13 protein-coding genes are annotated in these 20,620 nt (G+C 55.8%); 8 read left to right on the top strand and 5 right to left on the bottom strand.

Annotation, left to right across the window (positions count from 1 at the left end; translation table 11 throughout):
- Positions 1–5: 5 nt before the first annotated feature.
- The 3 genes from menH to menF all read right to left on the bottom strand — a co-directional run bounded on the left by menH (position 6) and on the right by menF (position 3,956).
- The gene (gene menH, locus DPA2511_RS05365; RefSeq protein ID WP_404821613.1) at positions 6–782 is read right to left on the bottom strand and encodes a 2-succinyl-6-hydroxy-2,4-cyclohexadiene-1-carboxylate synthase; all 777 of its coding nucleotides are present in this window, start codon (positions 780–782) and stop codon (positions 6–8) included.
- Positions 776–2,455 (bottom strand): 2-succinyl-5-enolpyruvyl-6-hydroxy-3-cyclohexene-1-carboxylic-acid synthase, encoded by a 1,680-nt coding sequence (menD, locus tag DPA2511_RS05360; RefSeq protein ID WP_012764667.1) that lies wholly within the window; start codon positions 2,453–2,455, stop codon positions 776–778. Before menD ends, menH begins: the two co-directional genes overlap by 7 nt.
- Positions 2,456–2,633: 178 nt before the next feature.
- On the bottom strand, positions 2,634–3,956 hold the full coding sequence (gene menF, locus DPA2511_RS05355) for an isochorismate synthase MenF (protein WP_012764666.1): 1,323 nt from the start codon (positions 3,954–3,956) through the stop codon (positions 2,634–2,636).
- 1,104 nt (positions 3,957–5,060) lie between these two features.
- Here menF and rcsD point away from each other — a divergent pair.
- The gene (gene rcsD, locus DPA2511_RS05350; protein WP_012764664.1) at positions 5,061–7,730 is read left to right on the top strand and encodes a phosphotransferase RcsD; all 2,670 of its coding nucleotides are present in this window, start codon (positions 5,061–5,063) and stop codon (positions 7,728–7,730) included.
- A gap of 6 nt (positions 7,731–7,736) precedes the next feature.
- Positions 7,737–8,393 (top strand): response regulator transcription factor RcsB, encoded by a 657-nt coding sequence (rcsB, locus tag DPA2511_RS05345; RefSeq protein ID WP_012764663.1) that lies wholly within the window; start codon positions 7,737–7,739, stop codon positions 8,391–8,393.
- A gap of 58 nt (positions 8,394–8,451) precedes the next feature.
- Here the strand turns inward: rcsB and rcsC are convergent, their stop codons facing one another.
- The gene (gene rcsC / locus DPA2511_RS21120; protein WP_023638185.1) at positions 8,452–11,304 is read right to left on the bottom strand and encodes a two-component system sensor histidine kinase RcsC; all 2,853 of its coding nucleotides are present in this window, start codon (positions 11,302–11,304) and stop codon (positions 8,452–8,454) included.
- A 117-nt stretch (positions 11,305–11,421) separates the two neighbouring features.
- On the bottom strand, positions 11,422–14,058 hold the full coding sequence (gyrA, locus tag DPA2511_RS05335; RefSeq protein ID WP_012764661.1) for a DNA topoisomerase (ATP-hydrolyzing) subunit A: 2,637 nt from the start codon (positions 14,056–14,058) through the stop codon (positions 11,422–11,424).
- Between the two features lie 214 nt (positions 14,059–14,272).
- Between gyrA and ubiG the strand changes: the two genes are divergently transcribed.
- From ubiG to DPA2511_RS23380, 6 genes are all read left to right on the top strand, one after another.
- Positions 14,273–15,007 (top strand): bifunctional 2-polyprenyl-6-hydroxyphenol methylase/3-demethylubiquinol 3-O-methyltransferase UbiG, encoded by a 735-nt coding sequence (ubiG, locus tag DPA2511_RS05330; protein WP_012764660.1) that lies wholly within the window; start codon positions 14,273–14,275, stop codon positions 15,005–15,007.
- Positions 15,008–15,488: 481 nt separating this feature from the next.
- Positions 15,489–17,777 (top strand): class 1a ribonucleoside-diphosphate reductase subunit alpha, encoded by a 2,289-nt coding sequence (gene nrdA, locus DPA2511_RS05325; RefSeq protein ID WP_012764659.1) that lies wholly within the window; start codon positions 15,489–15,491, stop codon positions 17,775–17,777.
- Positions 17,778–17,999: 222 nt separating this feature from the next.
- The gene (nrdB, locus tag DPA2511_RS05320; protein WP_012764658.1) at positions 18,000–19,130 is read left to right on the top strand and encodes a class Ia ribonucleoside-diphosphate reductase subunit beta; all 1,131 of its coding nucleotides are present in this window, start codon (positions 18,000–18,002) and stop codon (positions 19,128–19,130) included.
- Between the two features lie 5 nt (positions 19,131–19,135).
- Positions 19,136–19,396, top strand: a complete 261-nt coding sequence (gene yfaE, locus DPA2511_RS05315) for a class I ribonucleotide reductase maintenance protein YfaE (RefSeq protein WP_012764657.1) — start codon at positions 19,136–19,138, stop codon at positions 19,394–19,396.
- A gap of 156 nt (positions 19,397–19,552) precedes the next feature.
- Entirely contained in the window at positions 19,553–20,476 is a 924-nt protein-coding gene (locus DPA2511_RS05310; RefSeq protein WP_012764656.1) for an SPFH domain-containing protein, read from the top strand.
- A partial coding sequence (locus DPA2511_RS23380; protein WP_035049464.1) for an NfeD family protein occupies positions 20,469–20,620 on the top strand: 152 nt, incomplete at its 3' end. The genes DPA2511_RS05310 and DPA2511_RS23380, both read left to right, overlap by 8 nt.

Genomic DNA, 20,620 nt, shown 5'->3' with positions numbered 1-20,620 from the left:
ATGGATTATTCCTCTGCGGGATGCGAAACAAATTCGCGAATCCGGGCGCCGAACGCCGCGGGATTCGCCTGATGTGCGTTATGACCCGCGCCGTCCACCGTCAGTAGCCGAAACCGGTACCGGGCGGCCAGCGCCTGAAACTTGTTATCGAGGCTACCACACAGGTAGCCGAACGGAATGTTGAGCCGGCACAGCGGCTCCGCCAGCAACGGCTGACGGGATAGCGAAGTGGCTTCCAGCATATCCGCCACTGCATTGCCCTGATTATGCGCGCGGCGTTCGGTCAGCGCGGCGCGCTGCGCGTCGGAAAGATCGGCGAACACCGGCTGGCGGTACCAGTCGGCCAATACCTGCCCGATGGGTTCCCGGCGAAAACGTTGCGCCCAGCCCGCATCATGCAACGCCCGCGCTTCGCGCTCAGCGGCCGTCGTCAAACCGGGGTGTCCGCCTTCCACCAGCAGACCGCGCAGGCCGCTGCTGTCGCCATGACAGGCGTGATACATGGCGATGCGGCCGCCGAGCGAGTAGCCCATCAGCCAATAGGTTTCGATACCTTGTTGCGCCAGCAACGCATTAAGTTGGCGACTCACATCGGGAAAACCGTCGGTGCGGCAATCGCGGGAAAGGCCGTGCCCTGGCAAATCCACCAGCAACACCGGCCAGTCGGCAAGATGCGGCAGGAGCGGCTGCCAGTCGTCGCCGCTGCCCAGCAGACCGTGCAGGATCACCAGCCAGGGAGCGCCCGGACGCGCCTGCCCCACCTGACGCCCCTGCATCACCATGAAGGGACGCCATCCAGCAGCCGGCGCATCATCTCGGCGCCCGCTTTGGGCTCTACCACCACTTCCACCAGCGTAGCGCCGCACTGGCGCCAGCCGGCCGTCACGGCGGCCTGCACATGATCCCAGTCGACGGCACGGGCATACCGCAGGCCGAACAGCGCCGCGGCATGGCTGAAATCCACCCCTTGCGGCATGCAGTAGAACGCATCGCGATGCTGCTCCGGGGTCGGCAACAGCGAAAAAATCTGACCGCCGTCGTTATTCACCACCACCAATACCAGCGGTGCCGGCGCCTGCCGCAGCAATGCCAGCGCGTTCACGTCGTACAACGCGGATAAATCGCCGATCACCGCCAACGTCGGGCGGCCATTGGCGCGTTGTACGCCGGCCAACGTCGAAATCAGCCCGTCGATGCCGCTGGCGCCGCGGTTACTGTAAACCGGATAACCGGCCGGCAACGTCGCCAGCGCATCCACTAATCGCACGGTCAAACTGTTGCCGACAAAAAACTGCCCATCCGGCGGCAACAGACGCGGCAGGCGATGGGCCAGTTGCGCTTCGCCGAATGCGTCATCGGCAAAACATTGCTGCACGCGCTGGCCGATGCGTCTGGCGCAGGCGTCCGCCTGCCGGGCCCAGAGCGGCCTTTCGATCGACGGATGCGCCGTCAGCCAATCGCCGATATCCGCCACCAGTCGACGCCCTTTATGCCATGTCGGGTCGAGTCGCCCCGGCATCTCATCCACCAGCCAGTATTGCGCCGGGCGAACCGCCGCCAGCCACTGCAACAGACGCTTACTCGTCAGGCTTGCCCCCAACTGCACCACGATATCGGCCTGATTCAGCTCTTCCGCCTGCGGGTGCGTCAGCCATAAATCAGCACAGGCCAGCGGCTGGCCGGTTTGCGACAGGACATCGCCAATCAACGGCCAGCCCAACTGCTGAGCCCAGCGGGCGATGCGCAAGCCTTGATCGGCCGGAACCCGGCCCACGACCACCACGCCGCGTTGCTCGCGCCAATGCGTCCAGTCCGGTTGCGCTGCCGCCTGCGGCGTCGCGTCGCGCCCCTGTAACCAAGGGTGTGGTTCACGCCACCAGTCGCCCAACGCCTGCAACCATGCCTGATCCGCGAGCGGATCGTCTTTACCATACAGGGGTTCGGCGAATGGACAGTTGATGTGCAGCGCGCCATGCCGTAACCGGTTCATCGCCTCATCGATGGCGGATGCCAGCCAGCAGGCGGGAATATCCGGTGTAGGACGCGGCAGGGTTAATACCTGCGAGGGATGAGAGGCAAACATGCCGGGCTGGCGGATCGCCTGATTGGCGCCGCTGTCGATCAACTCCGGCGGGCGATCAGCCGTCAGTACCACCAGCCGCTCCCCGGTTAACCCGGCCTCAATCACTGCCGGGTACAGGTTTGCCGCCGCAGTACCGGACGTCACCACCAGTGCAACCGGCTCGCCGGAGGCCTTCGCCAGCCCGAGCGCCAGATGCCCCAAGCCGCGCTCGTCGAAATGAGTATGACAAATCAGCGCCGGGTGCTCCGCCGCCGCCAGGGTCAACGGCGTAGAACGCGAACCCGGCGCAATACAGACATGACGCACGCCTTGCCGACTCAGCGTTTCAAACAGCACGTTCGCCCAATGGCGGTTAAAAACATGTGTGGACATATTCGACTCAATAGCAGTGACTAACCTATTCTGTTCGCAGGGCAATAATTATATTTTTTTCATTCTGCCAACTTTGATGTAAACCAGTAACTGACGCAACAAGCATAAAACGTTACCGGTTATCCCCCTTAGCACCTATTGAGATAGGTTTTTAATCCGTAGCACTCACACCGCGCGTCTAGGCGATATCGTCATCCAGCAACGATCGCAGCCCAGCCGCCTTGTTCTCCAGCTCTTGCCACTCCTGCTCCGGATCCGACCCCGCGACGATGCCCGCGCCGGCATACAGCGTCAGGTCATTATCCATCACATTGGCGGAACGCAATGCCACGCTAAATTCGGCCTGTTGGCGGGAAAGATAACCGGCCGAGCCGGCGTACCATCCACGTTGAAACGGCTCATGCCGGGCCAGAAATTCTCTGGCGGCCGCTCGCGGCAACCCCGCTACCGCGGCCGTCGGCTGTAACAGCGACTGACATTCGCTATCGCTCGCCTGACGCAGCGTGGCCTGAATGGTGCGCCGCAGATGTTGCACCCGTCGCAGGCGCACCACCTCCGGCGGCATCACATCCAGCGACTGCGCCGCCTGATGCAGTCGCTGACAAATATCGTCTACCACCAGCATATTTTCGCACTGATTTTTGCGGTCGTTCATCAACCAATCCGCCAGTTCGGCGGCGCGGGCGTCATCGGGATGCCCGGCGACCGTTCCGGCCAGCGCTTCGGTTTCCAGCGCCTGCAGACGCCGGCGATAGAGACGTTCGGGACTGGATCCCATGAATGCCTGAAACGGAGCGAATGCGAGCATAAAGTGATAACAGTGGTGATTTACCGCCCGACTGGCCGCCATCAATGTCGTGGCGCGTAGCGGCGTATCAAGGCTAAGCGTGGTGGCCCGCGCGGGAACCACCTTTTCCAGGTTGCCGCGCTGAATCTCCGCTAATGCCAGATGGAGCAGTGCTATCCACTGTTGACGAGTCGGGCAATGCCGAATACCGAGAATACGGTTTTGCAGCTGCGGCAACGGCGCCAGAGGGCGCAATCCGCCGATAAACGCCTGAGCCTGAAGCGCATCGTCAGACAGCGAACGCGCACTAAACAGATTGACCCGCACCCGCAGGCGATCGCCCTGCCTAAGCAGCGCGACTCGCGGCAAGAACAGGAAACTGGTTCGGGCTTTCCCCGCCACAACTTGCTTAGCAAAAGCGTTCAATCCCCAGATCCGCACACTGTTATCGGTGTTGTAGCGTTGCAGGAAACGCTCGGCTTCCGCCATCGTGTCGAAATCACAAACCTGCCCGCAGACCGCAGCCTCTTCGTCATCCTGACGGTGCTGCCAGTAAAATTGCGGGTAGGCGGGTTGGGCCGCCAGCCACGCCAGCAATAATCCGGCATCAGCCAACGTCACCGACAGCGTTACGGCATGAAAACCCGGCCGGTTGGGCAAAGGTTTGTCGAGCGCCTTTTGTATCTGCCCCAATAAGTCAGTGAGTTGCTGCACGTGAACCCCGATCCCCTAACCGAAAGTAGGGAATTATACGGGGCTATACGCAGAAAAAAAGCTATCCATCGCCGGGATGACGGTGACGCCGCACCCAATGTTATTGTTTTGACTGACCACCCGCGCGTCAGCAGCGATGCCAGAACACGCGACGCCGGATCCTGACGGTGAATGCGCTGGGATATCAAAAAAATGTGCCCAGTCGATAACACGACGCTGGACACCCCGATAAAAAATACGGCCAGAATAATCGGGTCAATTAACAAAAATCACCCGACTATTTTCCCGCTGTAAATAGGCATTTTTATATTCATTCAGAAATGATTTCGGATTAAAAATGATTCATTGCTGCTAATTTCCACACCCAAAAAATCAGTGATAGGTATAAATAAACTCCCTCCACAATAATGATAGAGAAATAATCTTTCATCACGCCATGAGCCCAGATTGGGTATTACGCTAAAAGCAACACAGGATGCCTTGCACATCGGTTTCATCACCATAAACCCGACTCTCCGCCCCCTATACCCTAAATAATTCGGGTTGCAGGAAGGCGAATTCTGATGCGTTAAATGATAAAAATCGGCGCAATAATAAACGCCCAAAATTATATTGCCGTCACTATTTTCTTTATTTCACCATGCCGTATTTATTCACCAAATACCGCATCAATATTGCAGCATTAAGTGATCAATTTTTTGCGGTCGTCAGACTTAGAATGACATCGCTGTCATCAATTAACTATTCCGCTTTATCATTATTGATCTTCCGATTGCCGGTTCATCCGGCATTTTTTTATTGCGAGACACCTTTTCCCTATCTTTAACCTGAATGCAAATAGGCTATCTCTCCCCGACGGATGCCCACTGTCATCGCATCTGCATCGATCACCCTCGACGATTGTGGTAAAAATACTTTCCTGTCCGGTTTACAGCGATACTTTTCAACGATGAATGCTTATTTAAGTCCCTGCATGCTTGCATTTTCACCGGTTCAGCCCGCCAGGCGAATGCGGCCTCTGCTCCGACCAACACCGGCGTCCAACAGAGATTACCGCGGAATGTCGTCCGCATTGCCGTTTGCGGTATGTGGAGCCTGAATCTCATGCCAACCGTCATCATCCGTTTTTTCGCACTGTTTACCCTACTGCTGGTGCTGATCAGCGGAGCTTACAGTTACAACTACATCAATAGTACGCTGACCGAAAAACGCAACGACCTTGTCGACATCGCGGAAGGCATGCAGAAACGCATTGATACTTACCGCTTTTTTACTGATCAGATTTACAAAAACCTGCTCAACGAAGCCGGTTCCCCAGCGGATGATAACGTCAACCTGATTACGCTGGTGCCAAATGTATTTTATGCAGAGAAAAGCGGCCATAAAGTTGATGCGCTGATTTTCGGCCAGCATGACAAAAGCACGCTCGGCTCGCTGCACCGTATATCGCAGTATCTGGATATCTTGTGGGGCGCAAAAACCGATATCTATTCGATGTACTACCTCAATGGCCAGGACAACAGTCTGACCATGGTTTCCACGCAGCCGCTAAAAGATATTTCGTCCCAATTTCGCGGGAGTTATCTGTCCAATATGGTGGAAGCGCGCAAAGCGGAAATGCTGCAACAGGCCAATACGTTGGATGAACGGGAAAGCTTTTCTCCACTGCGCAAACTGCGTTTTTACAACGACTACTACTTCACGCTGCGTACTACCTTCAATCAGCCTGGGCATCTGGCTACCGTCATCGCGTTCGATCTCTCCATCAACGATTTGATCCCGCGCACTTTGTCGCGGGAAAATTTTATGCTGCGCACGCAGACGCCGCCGGTCAATGTCGACGCCAATGCGGAGAGTGAAATCCCGACGGACATTCATCGTTCCGGGTCGCTGCTGGAAGTGTCGGCGCAGTTGATGAATGCGCCGATCAAAATCATTTATGTCATTCCACTGGAACGGCTGATCGCCGACATGGTACGCAATAATGTCTGGATGATCGTACTGAATCTGGCACTCCTGATCGTCGCGCTGGCGGGATTCTATGCTTTTCGTCGTTTCTACACCCGCCCGCGGGAAGATCTGTCTCACCGGATGCAACGACAGCAACACATGTACGATGAAATCGTCAATCGCGTGCCGGTCGGCGTCTTGATCTACGATTTCGACGACAATCGGATAGTCGTCGCCAATGCCCTGGCGGAACGCCTTTATCCTCATCTGAGTCTGAAAAAAATCGCCACGCTGGCCGAAGAGCATCAGGGCGCTATTCAAGCCTCGGTGGAAAACGAAATGTTCGAAGTGCGCGTCTTCAATAGCCAGCACATTCCCGGTTATTGCCTGTTTCTGCTACGCGAACAGGACGAAGAGATTCTGGTGGCCAAAAAACTGCAGTTGGCACAGCGGGAATACGACAAGAATGTCGCCGCTCGCCACCAGCTATTCCAGCATTTGAGTCAGGAACTCAAACAACCTTTGTCCACCGTACACCAACTGGCGCAGTCGCTACGCGGTACCGATGCATCGGCAGCCCAGCAAACGACGATTCAGCACCTGATCACCGAAGCCGCCGACGCGGTGAGGCTCATGGAAAATATCGCCCTGCAGACCAGATTGGAAAATCAGGATTGGAAGCTGGTGCAAGATTCCTTTTCGCCGCTGACGCTGATTGACGATTTGCTGTTGGAGTTACTGCCGCGTATCCAGCAGAAAGGCTTGTCGTTATTCAACCACTATCGCCCGGATATCCGTCAACACTGGCGCGGAGACAGCGAATTGCTGAGGAAAACGCTGTCGCTGTTGTTGGATTACGCCATCACCAATACCGATTACGGCAAAATCACGTTGTCGTGCGAACAATCCCCCCACTCGGCCGGGCCGCTCATCATCAGCCTCAACGATACCGGCGCCAACGTCTCCGGCAAGGTATCGGAAAACCTGCGGCACCCTTATTCAACCGACCCACAGTCAGACCGTTACCGTCGGAATTCAGGACTAACCTTATTCTTGTGTAATCAGCTATGTAGCAAACTGGGCGGCCAATTGCAGATCAACAGCCGTCCGGGACTGGGTAGTCAATATGTTCTGACGGTGCCAATGGAGCCGGATGATCTGCCAGAGGAAGAAGAAGAAAAATTACTGGAAGGCATCACGCTGTTGCTGGATATCACCTCCGATGAAGTACGCGCTATCGTCGGTCGAATGGTGAATCATTGGGGAGCGGAAGTGGTGGTATACGATGAGCGGCTGGTGAGCCAGGATGCGGAAATCACCATTACCGACAGTACGGAAAAAGTGGCCGACGATACGCTGCTGGTCACTGGCGACGATACCCGGTTGGTGCCGCTTGGACGCCGTCGCCTGCGCACTAATTACAATATCAGCCAGTTATTGCTGGACGGATTGCTGAAGCTTATCGAACAGCAATTGGACACGTCCGCTGAAGATGGGCAATCGGAAGAAGGGAATGATATCGGGTTTTATGCCCGCCAACTCCGCCACAGTGACTACTATTCTCTGTTTGTTGAGACAGTACCGGAGGATTTAAAGAGACTGTATACTGAAACCCGGAATGGCGATTTTTTATCACTTGCACAAACGGCACATCGCCTCAAAGGCGTTTTTGCCATGTTGAATCTTCATCCCGGCAAGCAGTTGTGTGAAACGCTGGAAAAGCTAATCGCCAGCCAGGATCGTGCGCAAATTGAAGATATCCTTCATCAGATAGAAGGGTTTGTCGCTGCGCTGCTGCAGCCTGGCAGCCAACAATATGAGTAAAAAACAATGAGCACTTTAAACGTCATTATTGCAGACGACCATCCGATTGTTCTTTTCGGCATCAAGAAATCCCTCGAACAGCTCGACTGGGTGAACGTGGTGGGTGAATTCGAAGACTCGACGTCTCTGATCAACAACTTACCCAAACTGGATGCCAGTGTATTAATTACCGACCTGTCGATGCCCGGCGATAAATACGGCGACGGCATCACGCTGATCAAATACATCAAACGGCACTTCCCGCATCTTTCGATCATCGTGCTCACGATGAACAACAACCCGGCGATCCTCAGCGCCGTGCTGGAACTGGATATCGAAGGGATTGTGCTGAAGCAGGGAGCGCCCACCGACCTGCCAAAAGCGCTCGCCGCATTGCAAAAAGGCAAGAAATTCACACCGGAGAGCGTCAGTAAAGTGCTGGAAAAAATCAGCGCCAGCGGTTACGGCGACAAACGCCTGTCCCCCAAAGAGAGCGAAGTGCTGCGTTTATTTGCCGAAGGTTTTCTGGTGACGGAGATCGCCAAAAAACTCAATCGCAGCATCAAAACCATCAGCAGCCAGAAGAAATCAGCCATGACCAAGCTGGGTGTGGAGAATGACATCGCACTGCTGAACTACCTCTCCTCCGTCGGCGTATCGCCTGCCGACGCCGACAGCGAATAACCGCCGACAGGCAGGGAGATTCACCTCCCTGCCCCCATCACACGCCACTCAATGTTTATCATGACGACGCGCTGTCGTTCTTGCGTTGCCTCACCAGGTTACTGTAGTAAGACAAGGACTGCTGCAACGTCTCCAGCGTTACCGGTTTAGAAAGGCAGTTATCCATACCCGCCTGAAGACAACGCTGACGCTCTTCCGCCAGCGCGTTGGCGGTAACGCCGATGACCGGAAAAGTCTGCGCCATGTCCCTCAGCCGTTGGGTAAAGCGGTAGCCGTCCATGTTGGGCATGTTGACATCCGTCAACACAATATCGACCGGATTTTTGCTTAAGACATCCAGCGCATCCAGACCGTCATTCGCGGTAATAACCTGATACCCCAGCGAACCCAACTGATCGGCCAGCAATCGCCGGTTTATCGGATGGTCATCCACCACCAGGATCCGGATATCGCCATTTTCGCTACGCTCGTAACTGGCGCTCGGCAATACCGGCGCTTCGCCCGGCAGCCCCTCCGCCCCGCGATAAATACGCTGCAGCAACAACGGCAAATCATGGAGAGCGGCCGTGCTGTGTACCCACTGGCCGACGCCGGTTTCCTGCGCAGTGCCGGTGTGCATGCCGCTGATAAAAATACAAGCGTAGGGATTCAGTGCGACATCCAGCGAGTCATCAAAAATAACCACATCTTCCGCACCGACCGCCGGTTCCTCACCATACCGTACCGCCATACCACAGGCGGACAGCAATGCCTGCAGGTAACGCTCCATATAGCTATTTTTTATCCACAGCCAGCACACCTTGCCCTGCAACTCCGGATTGACGAGCGTTTGTGGATATTGCGCCTGATACAAGGGGATACGCACACCAAACAGACTTCCCAGACCCGGCTCAGATTCGATGGAAATATCGCCATCCATCAGACTGACCAGTTTCTCGCAGATAGCCAACCCCAACCCTGTCCCCTGAAAGTGGCGCTGTACGCCGGTACCGGCCTGGTAGAAAGGATCGAACAGTTTCATCACCGAACGAGGTTCGATCCCCACCCCGGTATCACGCACCTGAAACGCCAGATAACCGTCATGTCGCCGCTGAACCTGTAACACAATGCATCCGGTATCAGTAAACTTGATGGCATTGCTGAGCAAATTAGACAAGACCTGCTGCAGGCGCACCGCGTCGCCCAGTATGCTTACCGGAACCGAAGGCTCGATATAGCAATAAAGCGTCAACCGTTTCTTCACCACCAGGGGCAGGTAATTGCTAATGATATGGTTGATGACCTCGCGCGGCGCAAATCTGCCGGGCTCAATCTTAAGCTGTTCGGATTCAATTTTAGAAAAATCGAGAATGTCGCTGATGATTTTTAACAGCAGCGACGATGAGTTCTGCATCGCCTCAACCAACCGATTGGCATCGCGTGACAATGACTTCGTCCGCAGCAGGTCGAGGTTGCCGATAATGCCATACAGCGGCGTGCGCAATTCGTGGCTGACGGTCGCCAGGAACATAGACTTGGATTGGCTGGCCTGCTCGGCCGCGTTGGCCATCTCCTGCAGCGACTCCTCCATCCGCACGCGGGCACTGACGTCCAGCAAGACGCAAATCGCTACGTTCTCATTGCGATAGCGGGAATGCACAAAGCTGATTTGCAAGTGATGATTACGGCTGGTCACTACGTCCAGCGATTTGGATTGCTGCTCGCAAATAATTTTGGTGATGCGCGTCCGGTCTTCATAGGCCAGCAGGTTAAGATAGTTATGCGCCAGTTCATTGCTGATAATGTTGGTGCCGTCGCTGATGCGTAAAATGCTGATGCCGACCGGCGCAGAAGCCACAATCTTGCGATTAAACTGCTCATTTTCCTCCAGTTGAAGGGCGTTCCGCTCGGCCGGCAGGAAAATCCGGCGCTCAAACAACCGCGTCAGCACCAACAGCACGATGGCGCCGGCCAGATTCAGCAATACCAGATTCACGATTTGTGAATTCAGCGTGGCCAGAATGCTTTCCAGCGGCAATGAATACACCACGCTGAGCGTCGTTGGCGGCAACGCCTTTTTCATAATCAGCGTGTTGTAGCCATCGATATAGCCAAAATAATCGAGCGCGTCTGGGTAGAGGTTGCTGCCTACGCCATCCGCAAGCTGTAACAACGGCTTATTGTTTTGATCGAGCAGCTTGACGCCCAGCGGCAAATCGTTACTCAGCACGAAATCATCCAGCCGGATGGCTTGTTCAATGCCGATGGTCGTGACTAATTGATTATCCACATAGACCGGCGTCAGCGAATAGAGATAACCCGTGTCGGGCGATGGGCCGGGGATTATCCAAAAGAGGCTGTCATCACGCCTGCCGGTCAACCGATTGGTCTGCTGATCCTGCAGATGCTCCTGCACATTCCGCAGTAAACCATCCCGATCCAACGACGGGTTGCGAATACCGAAATCCACAATGCATTGCTGCGCGTTGTCGACAAAGAACAGACGGTTTAGATCGTAAATCGAAGAGAAATCATCGCGCCATTGGGTAAAAAAATCGGTCAACTGTTGCAGTCTGGCGGCATTTTTTTCATACAGAGATCCGCAATCCACACGTTGTGACAACGGGTAAACCGCAAACGACGGCGCCTTGACCGGCGCCAGCCGATCCCGACGAACCGGAACCGTAGCGAGCCGGTTTGTCGCTATATACTTCAACTCGTGGGCGACATCGTTCACATGGTGAATATAGCCAAGCGATTGATCGAAATTCAGCGCGAAAATCTGACGCAGGTGGGACTCGCGCTCATGCAGCGCCTTGTTGAAATAGAACGCCGAAATCACCATACCCAGCAACCACAACACCATCGACAGTACACGGAACATGTACCGTGAAACTTTTAGGGTGGTCTGAAAGGAAGCGACGATTTTCACAGGCGTACCATAAGGTGATCAGATCAGGGGAACAGGCCGAAACAGCCGATACAGTACCATTCCGCATAAAAAAAGCCAGCGCACCGGACGCTGGCTTGGTATCGGAAACGCCGGGACTTATTCGTCGTCTACCGGCGCGTCATCCTCGTTATCAGGCTCATCTGGCATGTCTTCCGCCAGTTCTTCACCGTCCACGGCGACAACGCCATCCAGTTCGTCATCCTCTACCGGTTCCGCGACGCGCTGCAGGCCGACTACCCGCTCTTCCTCTGCGGTACGAATCAGAGTCACGCCTTGTGTATTACGGCCCACAATGCTGACTTCTGACACACGAGTACGCACCAACGTGCCGGCGTCAGTGATCATCATGATCTGATCGGTGGTATCCACCTGAACCGCGCCGACCACGTTACCGTTACGCTCGCTGACCTTGATGGAAATGACGCCCTTGGTGGCGCGTGATTTGGTTGGGTAGTCGTTAATAGCCGTGCGCTTACCGTACCCGTTTTCGGTTACGGTCAGGATATCGCCTTCCCCACGCGGCACAATCAGCGATACCACGCGATCGTCATCTTGCAGATTGATGCCACGCACCCCGGTAGCAGTACGGCCCATGGTACGCACCGCCGACTCGGAGAAACGCACCACTTTACCCTCAGCGGAGAACAACATGACTTCGTTGCTACCGTCGGTGAGATCGACGCCAATCAACTCATCGCCGTCATTCAGATTGACGGCGATGATGCCGGCGCTACGCGGACGGCTGAATTCGGTCAACGCCGTTTTCTTCACCGTACCGCTGGCCGTAGCCATAAACACGTTCAGGCCTTCTTCGTATTCACGTACCGGCAGAATAGCGGTGATGCGCTCATTCTGCTCCAACGGCAACAGGTTGATGATCGGCCGGCCACGAGCGCCGCGGCTAGCCTCCGGCAACTGATACACCTTGAGCCAATAGAGGCGACCGCGGCTGGAGAAGCACAGGATGGTGTCGTGAGTATTCGCCACCAGCAACTGATCGATGAAATCTTCTTCCTTGATGCGAGCCGCCGATTTGCCCTTGCCGCCGCGGCGCTGGGCTTCATAGTCGCTCAACGGCTGGTATTTCACATATCCCTGATGCGACAGGGTCACGACCACGTCTTCCTGGGAAATCAAATCTTCGATATTGATATCGGCGCTATTGTGGGTGATTTCGGTACGGCGCTGATCGTTGTACTGTTCCTTGATCGCCTCAAGCTCTTCACGGATCACCTCCATCAGGCGCTCTGGGCTACGCAGGATAAACAACAGCGCGGCGATCTGCGTCAGCAGTTCCTTATACTCATCCAACAGCTTTTCATGTTCCAGCCCGGTCAGTTTCTGCAAACGCAGATCCAGAATCGCCTGCGCTTGCTGTTCGGTCAGGTGATATTTGCCGTCACGAATGCCGAACTCCGGCTCCAGCCATTCCGGACGCGCGGCATCGTCGCCGGCGCGCTCCAGCATAGCGGCCACGCTGCCCAGCTCCCACGCCTGCGCCACCAGGGCGGCTTTGGCGTCAGCCGGGGTAGAGGCGTGACGAATCAACTCAATGATCGGATCGATGTTGACCAGCGCGACCGCCAGCCCTTCCAGGATATGGGCGCGTTCCCGCGCTTTGCGCAGTTCGAAAATGGTACGGCGCGTCACCACTTCACGACGGTGGCGTACAAACGCGGCCAGAATTTCCTTCAGCGTCATCAGCTTCGGCTGCCCCTGATGCAGGGCTACCATGTTGATGCCGAACGATACCTGCATCTGGGTCTGGGAATACAGATGGTTGAGCACCACCTCGCCGACCGCATCGCGTTTGATTTCAATGACGATGCGCATCCCGTCTTTGTCAGACTCGTCACGCAGCGCGCTGATGCCCTCGATACGCTTGTCTTTGACCAGCTCGGCGATTTTTTCGATCAGTCGCGCCTTGTTCACCTGATAGGGAATTTCATGCACGATGATGGTTTCGCGGCCGCTTTTCTCATCCGCTTCCACTTCGGCGCGCGCACGGATGTACACTTTGCCACGGCCGGTGCGGTAGGCTTCTTCTATGCCGCGCTTACCGTTGATGATGGCCGCCGTCGGGAAGTCCGGGCCGGGAATATAGGTCATCAGCCCTTCAACGCTGATGTTCTCATCATCGATATAGGCCAGGCAGCCATCGATGACTTCAGACAGGTTATGCGGCGGAATGTTGGTCGCCATCCCTACCGCGATGCCGGAGGAACCGTTGACCAGCAGGTTCGGGATGCGGGTAGGCATAACGTCCGGGATCTGCTCTGTGCCGTCATAGTTGGGCACAAAGTCCACCGTTTCTTTATCCAGGTCGGACAGCAGTTCGTGGGCAATTCTGGCCATACGGACTTCGGTGTAACGCATCGCTGCGGCGGAGTCGCCGTCGATGGAACCGAAGTTGCCCTGACCGTCCACCAGCATATAGCGCAGTGAAAACGGCTGAGCCATGCGCACAATGGTATCGTAGACCGCGCTATCACCATGCGGGTGATATTTACCGATAACGTCCCCGACCACACGGGCCGATTTCTTATAAGGCTTGTTCCAGTCATTGCCCAGCACACTCATCGCGTACAGTACGCGGCGGTGCACCGGCTTGAGACCATCGCGAACATCCGGTAACGCACGCCCGACGATGACGGACATGGCGTAATCCAGATATGAACTTTTCAGCTCTTCCTCGATGTTGACCGGTGTAATTTCTCTGGCAAGGTCGCTCATGGAGCCGCTATCCCTCTATTCATACCCGAGTTTAAAAGGTGGAAAATCATATCACAATGCGGGGTTTCAGGGGAAATTCCACGGCGTTTCCTTCCGTCTTCTTTTCAGCGGGATAACGCCCCGCCGGGCGGCGAATCCCGCTCAAGCGACTACAACATCCGCCGGGGGACGGATATACTCGCCACAGCGCAAATAATGAAAGGTTACTCCCCCCATGAATGCAGAAACATCCGTTCCAAACGTCGACCATGACGAAATCGCCAAATTTGATGCGGTGGCCTCCCGCTGGTGGGATCTGGAAGGCGAATTCAAACCGCTGCACCGTATCAACCCGCTGCGCCTGAACTACGTCATCGCGCGCGCAGACGGCTTGTTCGGCAAAAAAGTGCTGGATGTCGGCTGCGGCGGCGGCATTCTGGCGGAAAGCATGGCGCGGGAAGGCGCGCAGGTCACGGGCCTGGACATGGGCAGCGAACCGCTGATGGTGGCGCGGCTGCACGCGCTGGAAAGCGGCGTCGCCGTAGAATACGTACAGGAAACGGTGGAAAGCCATGCGTCAGCCCACGGCGGCGAATACGACGTAGTGACCTGCATGGAGATGCTTGAACACGTACCGGATCCGCGCTCGGTGGTTGAAGCCTGCGCCCGGCTGGTCAAACCCGGCGGCCACGTCTTTTTCTCCACCATCAACCGCAACCCCAAAGCCTGGCTGATGATGATCGTCGGCGCCGAATACCTGACCGGCATGGTGCCGCGCGGCACCCACAACATCAAAAAATTCATCCGGCCGGCGGAATTGCTGGGCTGGATAGACGACACGCCGTTACGCGAGCGCCACATTACCGGGCTGAGCTATCAGCCGCTTACCGACAGCTTCCGCTTAGGGCGCAACGTCGACGTCAACTACATGGTTCACACCTGGCGCGACGACGCTCCCGCCGGTCATTAATCATTTCCTCATCCTTGCCGTGAGTTTCTCGAAAATGCCGCGCCGATGGTTGGCTTCATCGGCGTTCGAGCCGGATAAGTTTTCGCCAAACACCATCGCCGGGCAGTGCGTCGCCGAGAAACATCAAGGATGCCGCGCACCGCTCACGCCATTCGCTTCGGAATCAAGTTGACGCTTTTCAGCGTCGTGCAAGAAACCGGCACTCGATCAATTTTTTTATTTTCTCTCACGGCTGATTGACAGAAAACAAAGCCGCACCACGGCTGGGATGCAGCATTTTTGCAACACATCTTCCCTATGTTATCCACAAAAACAGACGCTTTTGTTCTCTTGCAATACAACATTTTTCACATTATCTTGTTATCAAATTCAAACCCACCCCCTATATATAGTGTTTTCTTCTAGTAAGAGGCACTATTTTTCATTTACATTTTCAGCCATTGAAAATGAAAGGGGTCAAAACCACACAGGTACCAGCTCAATGAACCAGAGTCTGCTCGTTACCAAACGCGATGGCAGTAAAGAACGCATCAATCTGGACAAAATCCACCGGGTGATTACATGGGCGGCAGAAGGTCTGCATAACGTTTCTGTGTCGCAGGTGGAACTGCGTTCCCACATCCAGTTCTATGACGGCATCAAAACTGCGGACATTCATGAAACCATCATCAAGGCGGCCGCTGACCTGATCTCCCGCGAAAGTCCGGATTATCAGTACCTTGCCGCCCGCCTGGCCATTTTCCACCTGCGCAAGAAAGCCTTTGGCCAGTTCGAGCCGCCCACACTGTACGACCACGTAGTGAACATGGTCGATATGGGCAAGTACGACCGCCATCTGCTGGAGGATTACAGCCAGGAAGAGTTCACACTGATGGACGCTTTCATCGATCACTGGCGGGATATGAATTTCTCTTACGCGGCGGTTAAACAGCTGGAAGGGAAATATCTGGTTCAAAACCGAGTGACCGGTGACATCTACGAAAGCGCCCAATTCCTGTACATTCTGGTGGCGGCCTGCCTGTTCTCCGGTTATCCGCGCGAAACCCGCCTGGACTATGTGAAGCGTTTCTACGATGCGATTTCCACCTTTAAGATTTCGCTGCCGACGCCCATCATGTCCGGCGTGCGCACCCCGACTCGTCAGTTCAGTTCTTGCGTGCTGATCGAATGCGGCGACAGTCTGGACTCCATCAACGCCACCTCCAGCGCGATCGTCAAATACGTCTCCCAGCGCGCCGGCATCGGCATCAACGCCGGTCGCATCCGGGCATTGGGTAGCCCAATCCGTGGCGGCGAAGCGTTCCACACCGGGTGCATTCCGTTCTACAAACATTTCCAGACGGCGGTGAAATCCTGTTCTCAGGGCGGCGTCCGCGGCGGTGCAGCCACGCTGTTCTATCCGTTGTGGCATCTGGAAGTGGAAAGCCTGCTGGTACTAAAAAACAACCGCGGCGTCGAAGGCAACCGCGTGCGCCATCTGGACTACGGCGTACAGCTCAACAAGCTGATGTACCAGCGTCTGGTGAAAGGCGAGGACATCACGCTGTTCAGCCCTTCCGACGTACCGGGGTTGTATGACGCCTTCTTTACCGATCAGGATGAATTCGAGCGTCTGTACGTGCAATACGAACAGGACGACAGCATCCGCAAGAAACAACTCAAGGCGGTGGAACTGTTCTCTCTGATGATGCAGGAACGCGCCTCCACCGGGCGTATCTACATCCAGAACGTCGATCACTGCAATACCCACAGTCCGTTCGATCCGCTGGTCGCGCCGGTTCGCCAGTCCAACCTGTGTCTGGAAATCGCGCTACCGACCAAGCCGCTGGAAGACGTCAACGATGAGAACGGTGAAATCGCGCTCTGTACGCTGTCCGCCTTCAACCTCGGCGCCATCAGCGATTTGAGCGAACTGGAAGAGTTGGCGACATTGGCGGTACGCGCGCTGGATGCCCTGCTCGACTATCAGGACTATCCGATCCCCGCCGCCAAACGCGGCGCCATGGGGCGTCGCACGTTGGGCATCGGCGTCATCAACTTCGCCTACTATCTGGCGAAACACGGCGTCCGTTACTCCGACGGCAGCGCCAACAACCTGACGCACCGCACGTTTGAAGCCATTCAGTATTACCTACTGAAAGCCTCCAACGTTCTGGCGCAGGAACAAGGCGCCTGTCCGTGGTTCGGCGAAACCACCTACGCGCAAGGCATCCTGCCGGTCGACACTTACAAACGCGATCTGGACAGCGTCTGCAATGAAGCCCTGCATCTCGACTGGGAAACGCTGCGCGAGAGCATCAAAACCCACGGCCTGCGTAACTCGACGCTGTCCGCCCTGATGCCGTCGGAAACCTCATCGCAGATCTCCAACGCCACCAACGGTATCGAGCCGCCGCGCGGCCATATCAGCATTAAAGCGTCCAAAGACGGTATTCTTCGCCAGGTCGTACCGGAATATGAAACGCTGAAAGACGCCTACGAACTGCTGTGGGATATGCCGTCCAACGACGGCTACCTGCAACTGGTGGGGATCATGCAGAAGTTCATCGATCAGGCGATTTCCGCCAATACCAACTATGATCCGTCGCGTTTCCCGTCGGGCAAGGTTCCGATGAAACAGTTGTTGAAGGATCTGCTCACGGCGTACAAGTTCGGGCTGAAAACGCTTTACTACCAAAATACCCGTGACGGCGCCGAAGATGTTCAGGATGACCTGTTGGACACCACGCCTCAGGACGACGGCTGCGAAAGCGGCGCGTGTAAAATCTGAGCCAGCAATGGCTGTTTGCCGCACGGGCGCCCGCCGTGGCGTTCCGTGCGGTCGATAACAGCAATGTCGTTATTGCGTCATACCTGCCCTGCAGGTATCCATCCTGATACCAACAATATACTGACGATGGATCCCCCCGCTTATCGGGGATGACATAATCCGGTCACTGCACGTTGTCAGAGTTCGGCGTCGCAGCCCGTCGCCGAACGGTTTGGAGATACCATGGCCTATACCACTTTTTCACAAAACAAAAACGACCAGCTACAGGAACCGATGTTCTTCGGTCAACCGGTCAACGTAGCGCGTTACGATCAGCAAAAGTATGAAATCTTTGAAAAGTTGATTGAAAAACAGCTTTCCTTTTTTTGGCGTCCCGAAGAGGTCGACGTGTCCCGCGACCGCATCGACTACCAGGCGCTGCCGGAACACGAAAAGCACATTTTCATCAGCAACCTGAAATACCAAACGCTGCTGGATTCCATTCAAGGCCGCAGCCCCAACGTGGCGCTGCTGCCGCTGATCTCCATCCCCGAATTGGAAACCTGGGTGGAAACCTGGTCATTCTCGGAGACCATCCACTCCCGCTCCTACACCCACATCATCCGCAATATCGTCAACGATCCGTCGGTGGTCTTCGACGACATCGTGACCAATGAGGAGATCCTCAAGCGTGCGCGCGACATCTCCGGTTTCTATGACGAACTGATCGAACTCACCAGCTATTACCACTTGCTGGGGGAAGGCACCCATCAGGTCAACGGCAAGACGGTGGACATCAACGTCTACCAGTTGAAGAAAAAGCTCTATCTGTGCCTGATGAGCGTCAACGCGCTGGAAGCCATCCGCTTCTACGTCAGCTTCGCCTGCTCCTTCGCCTTCGCCGAGCGCGAACTGATGGAGGGCAACGCCAAAATCATCAAACTCATCGCCCGCGACGAAGCACTGCACCTGACCGGCACCCAGCATATGCTGAACCTGATGCGTTCCGGCCAGGACGACCCTGAAATGGCAAAAGTGGCGGAAGAATGCCAGCAACAGTGCTACGACCTGTTCGTGATGGCGGCCCAGCAGGAAAAAGAGTGGGCGGAATATCTGTTCCGCGACGGTTCGATGATCGGCCTGAACAAAGACATTCTTTGCCAGTATGTGGAATACATCACCAACATCCGCATGCAGGCCGTCGGGTTGCCGCTGCCGTTTGAAACCCGCACCAACCCGATCCCGTGGATCAACGCCTGGCTGGTGTCCGACAACGTGCAGGTAGCGCCGCAGGAAGTCGAGGTCAGCTCTTATCTGGTCGGCCAGATTGATGCGGAAATCAACGCCGACGACCTCAGCGATTTCCAGCTATAACCGCCATGAGTATCGCTACCGTCACACTGCGCATCTCCGGTGCGCAGTTGATGTATTCCGACCAGCATGACTCCCTGCTGGACGCGCTGGAATCCCAGCGGGTCAAGGTGGAATATCAGTGCCGCTCCGGTTATTGCGGCTCCTGCCGCCTGCGCCTGCTCAAAGGCAAGGTCGTCTACCGGGAAACGCCGCTGGCCTGCCTGCAACAGGATGAGATTCTGCCCTGCTGCTGCCGCCCGTTGGACGACATCGAACTGGATATGTAAACGGTGCCCCCTTTTCACGTCGTTTCGGCGGCGTGATCCTGCTTTTCGCGGCTGCATGCCGCTCGCAAAGATCGCTTCCCGGTTCACCTTCTCATTTGCTTTTTAGCCAGCTGCGCTACACTGCCGGATAGCACAAGCACCTGGAGAAAATACAAAATGCTCACTTTTATTCCCGTTTTGGTTGTCGTCGCTCTCATTATTGTCTGGTCCGGCATCAAGATCGTGCCGCAAGGCTATCAATGGACGGTTGAACGCTTCGGGCGTTACACCCGCACGCTACAGCCGGGGCTGAACCTGATCGTGCCGTTTATGGATCGCATCGGCCGTAAAATCAATATGATGGAGCAGGTACTGGATATTCCGTCCCAGGAGATCATCTCCAAAGATAACGCCAACGTCACCATCGACGCCGTCTGCTTCATCCAGGTGGTAGATTCCTCCCGCGCCGCTTATGAGGTCAGCAACCTGGAACTGGCGATCATCAATCTGACCATGACCAACATCCGTACCGTGTTGGGGTCGATGGAGCTGGACGAAATGCTTTCGCAACGCGACAGCATTAACAGCCGGTTGTTGCATATTGTGGATGAAGCCACCAATCCCTGGGGCATTAAAGTTACCCGCATTGAGATCCGCGATGTTCGTCCACCGGCAGAGCTGATTGCATCAATGAACGCCCAGATGAAAGCGGAGCGCACCAAACGAGCGGATATTCTGGAAGCCGAAGGGATACGTCAGGCGGCGATTCTGAAGGCGGAAGGGGAAAAACAGGCGCAGATCCTGATGGCGGAAGGGGAACGGCAGTCGGCTTTTCTGCAGGCGGAAGCCCGCGAACGTGCGGCGGAAGCGGAAGCCAGAGCCACCCAGATGGTGTCCGAAGCGATCGCCGCAGGCAATATTCAGGCTATCAACTACTTCGTCGCGCAGAAATATACCTCGGCGCTGGAAACCATCGGTGCGGCGAACAACAGCAAGGTCGTCATGATGCCGCTGGACGCCAGCAACCTGATGGGCGCCATCGGCGGCATCACCGAACTGCTCAAAGAAAGCAAAGCCGATCGGAGCAAAGCGCATGATTGAGCTGCTACAGGGGAATAGTCACTGGTTCTGGCTATCGCTGGGCGGTTTACTGCTGGCGGCGGAAATGCTGGGCGCCAGCGGCTATCTGCTGTGGAGCGGGTTATCCGCCATGCTGACCGGCGTACTGACCTGGCTGCTGCCGCT

The organism is Musicola paradisiaca NCPPB 2511, from assembly GCF_000400505.1.
Lineage (GTDB): Bacteria > Pseudomonadota > Gammaproteobacteria > Enterobacterales > Enterobacteriaceae > Musicola > Musicola paradisiaca.
The sequence above is the reverse complement of the archived record's forward strand: the minus strand, read 5'-3'. Positions and strand labels throughout refer to the sequence as shown.

Coding starts and splice junctions, on each gene's coding strand:
- nrdB (WP_012764658.1), top strand. CDS start 18,000: ATGGCCTATACCACTTTTTCACAAAACAAAAACGACCAGCTACAGGAA.
- DPA2511_RS05310 (WP_012764656.1), top strand. CDS start 19,553: ATGCTCACTTTTATTCCCGTTTTGGTTGTCGTCGCTCTCATTATTGTC.
- yfaE (WP_012764657.1), top strand. CDS start 19,136: ATGAGTATCGCTACCGTCACACTGCGCATCTCCGGTGCGCAGTTGATG.
- rcsD (WP_012764664.1), top strand. CDS start 5,061: ATGCCAACCGTCATCATCCGTTTTTTCGCACTGTTTACCCTACTGCTG.
- nrdA (WP_012764659.1), top strand. CDS start 15,489: ATGAACCAGAGTCTGCTCGTTACCAAACGCGATGGCAGTAAAGAACGC.
- menH (WP_404821613.1), bottom strand. CDS start 782: ATGGTGATGCAGGGGCGTCAGGTGGGGCAGGCGCGTCCGGGCGCTCCC.
- rcsB (WP_012764663.1), top strand. CDS start 7,737: ATGAGCACTTTAAACGTCATTATTGCAGACGACCATCCGATTGTTCTT.
- menD (WP_012764667.1), bottom strand. CDS start 2,455: ATGTCCACACATGTTTTTAACCGCCATTGGGCGAACGTGCTGTTTGAA.
- ubiG (WP_012764660.1), top strand. CDS start 14,273: ATGAATGCAGAAACATCCGTTCCAAACGTCGACCATGACGAAATCGCC.
- gyrA (WP_012764661.1), bottom strand. CDS start 14,058: ATGAGCGACCTTGCCAGAGAAATTACACCGGTCAACATCGAGGAAGAG.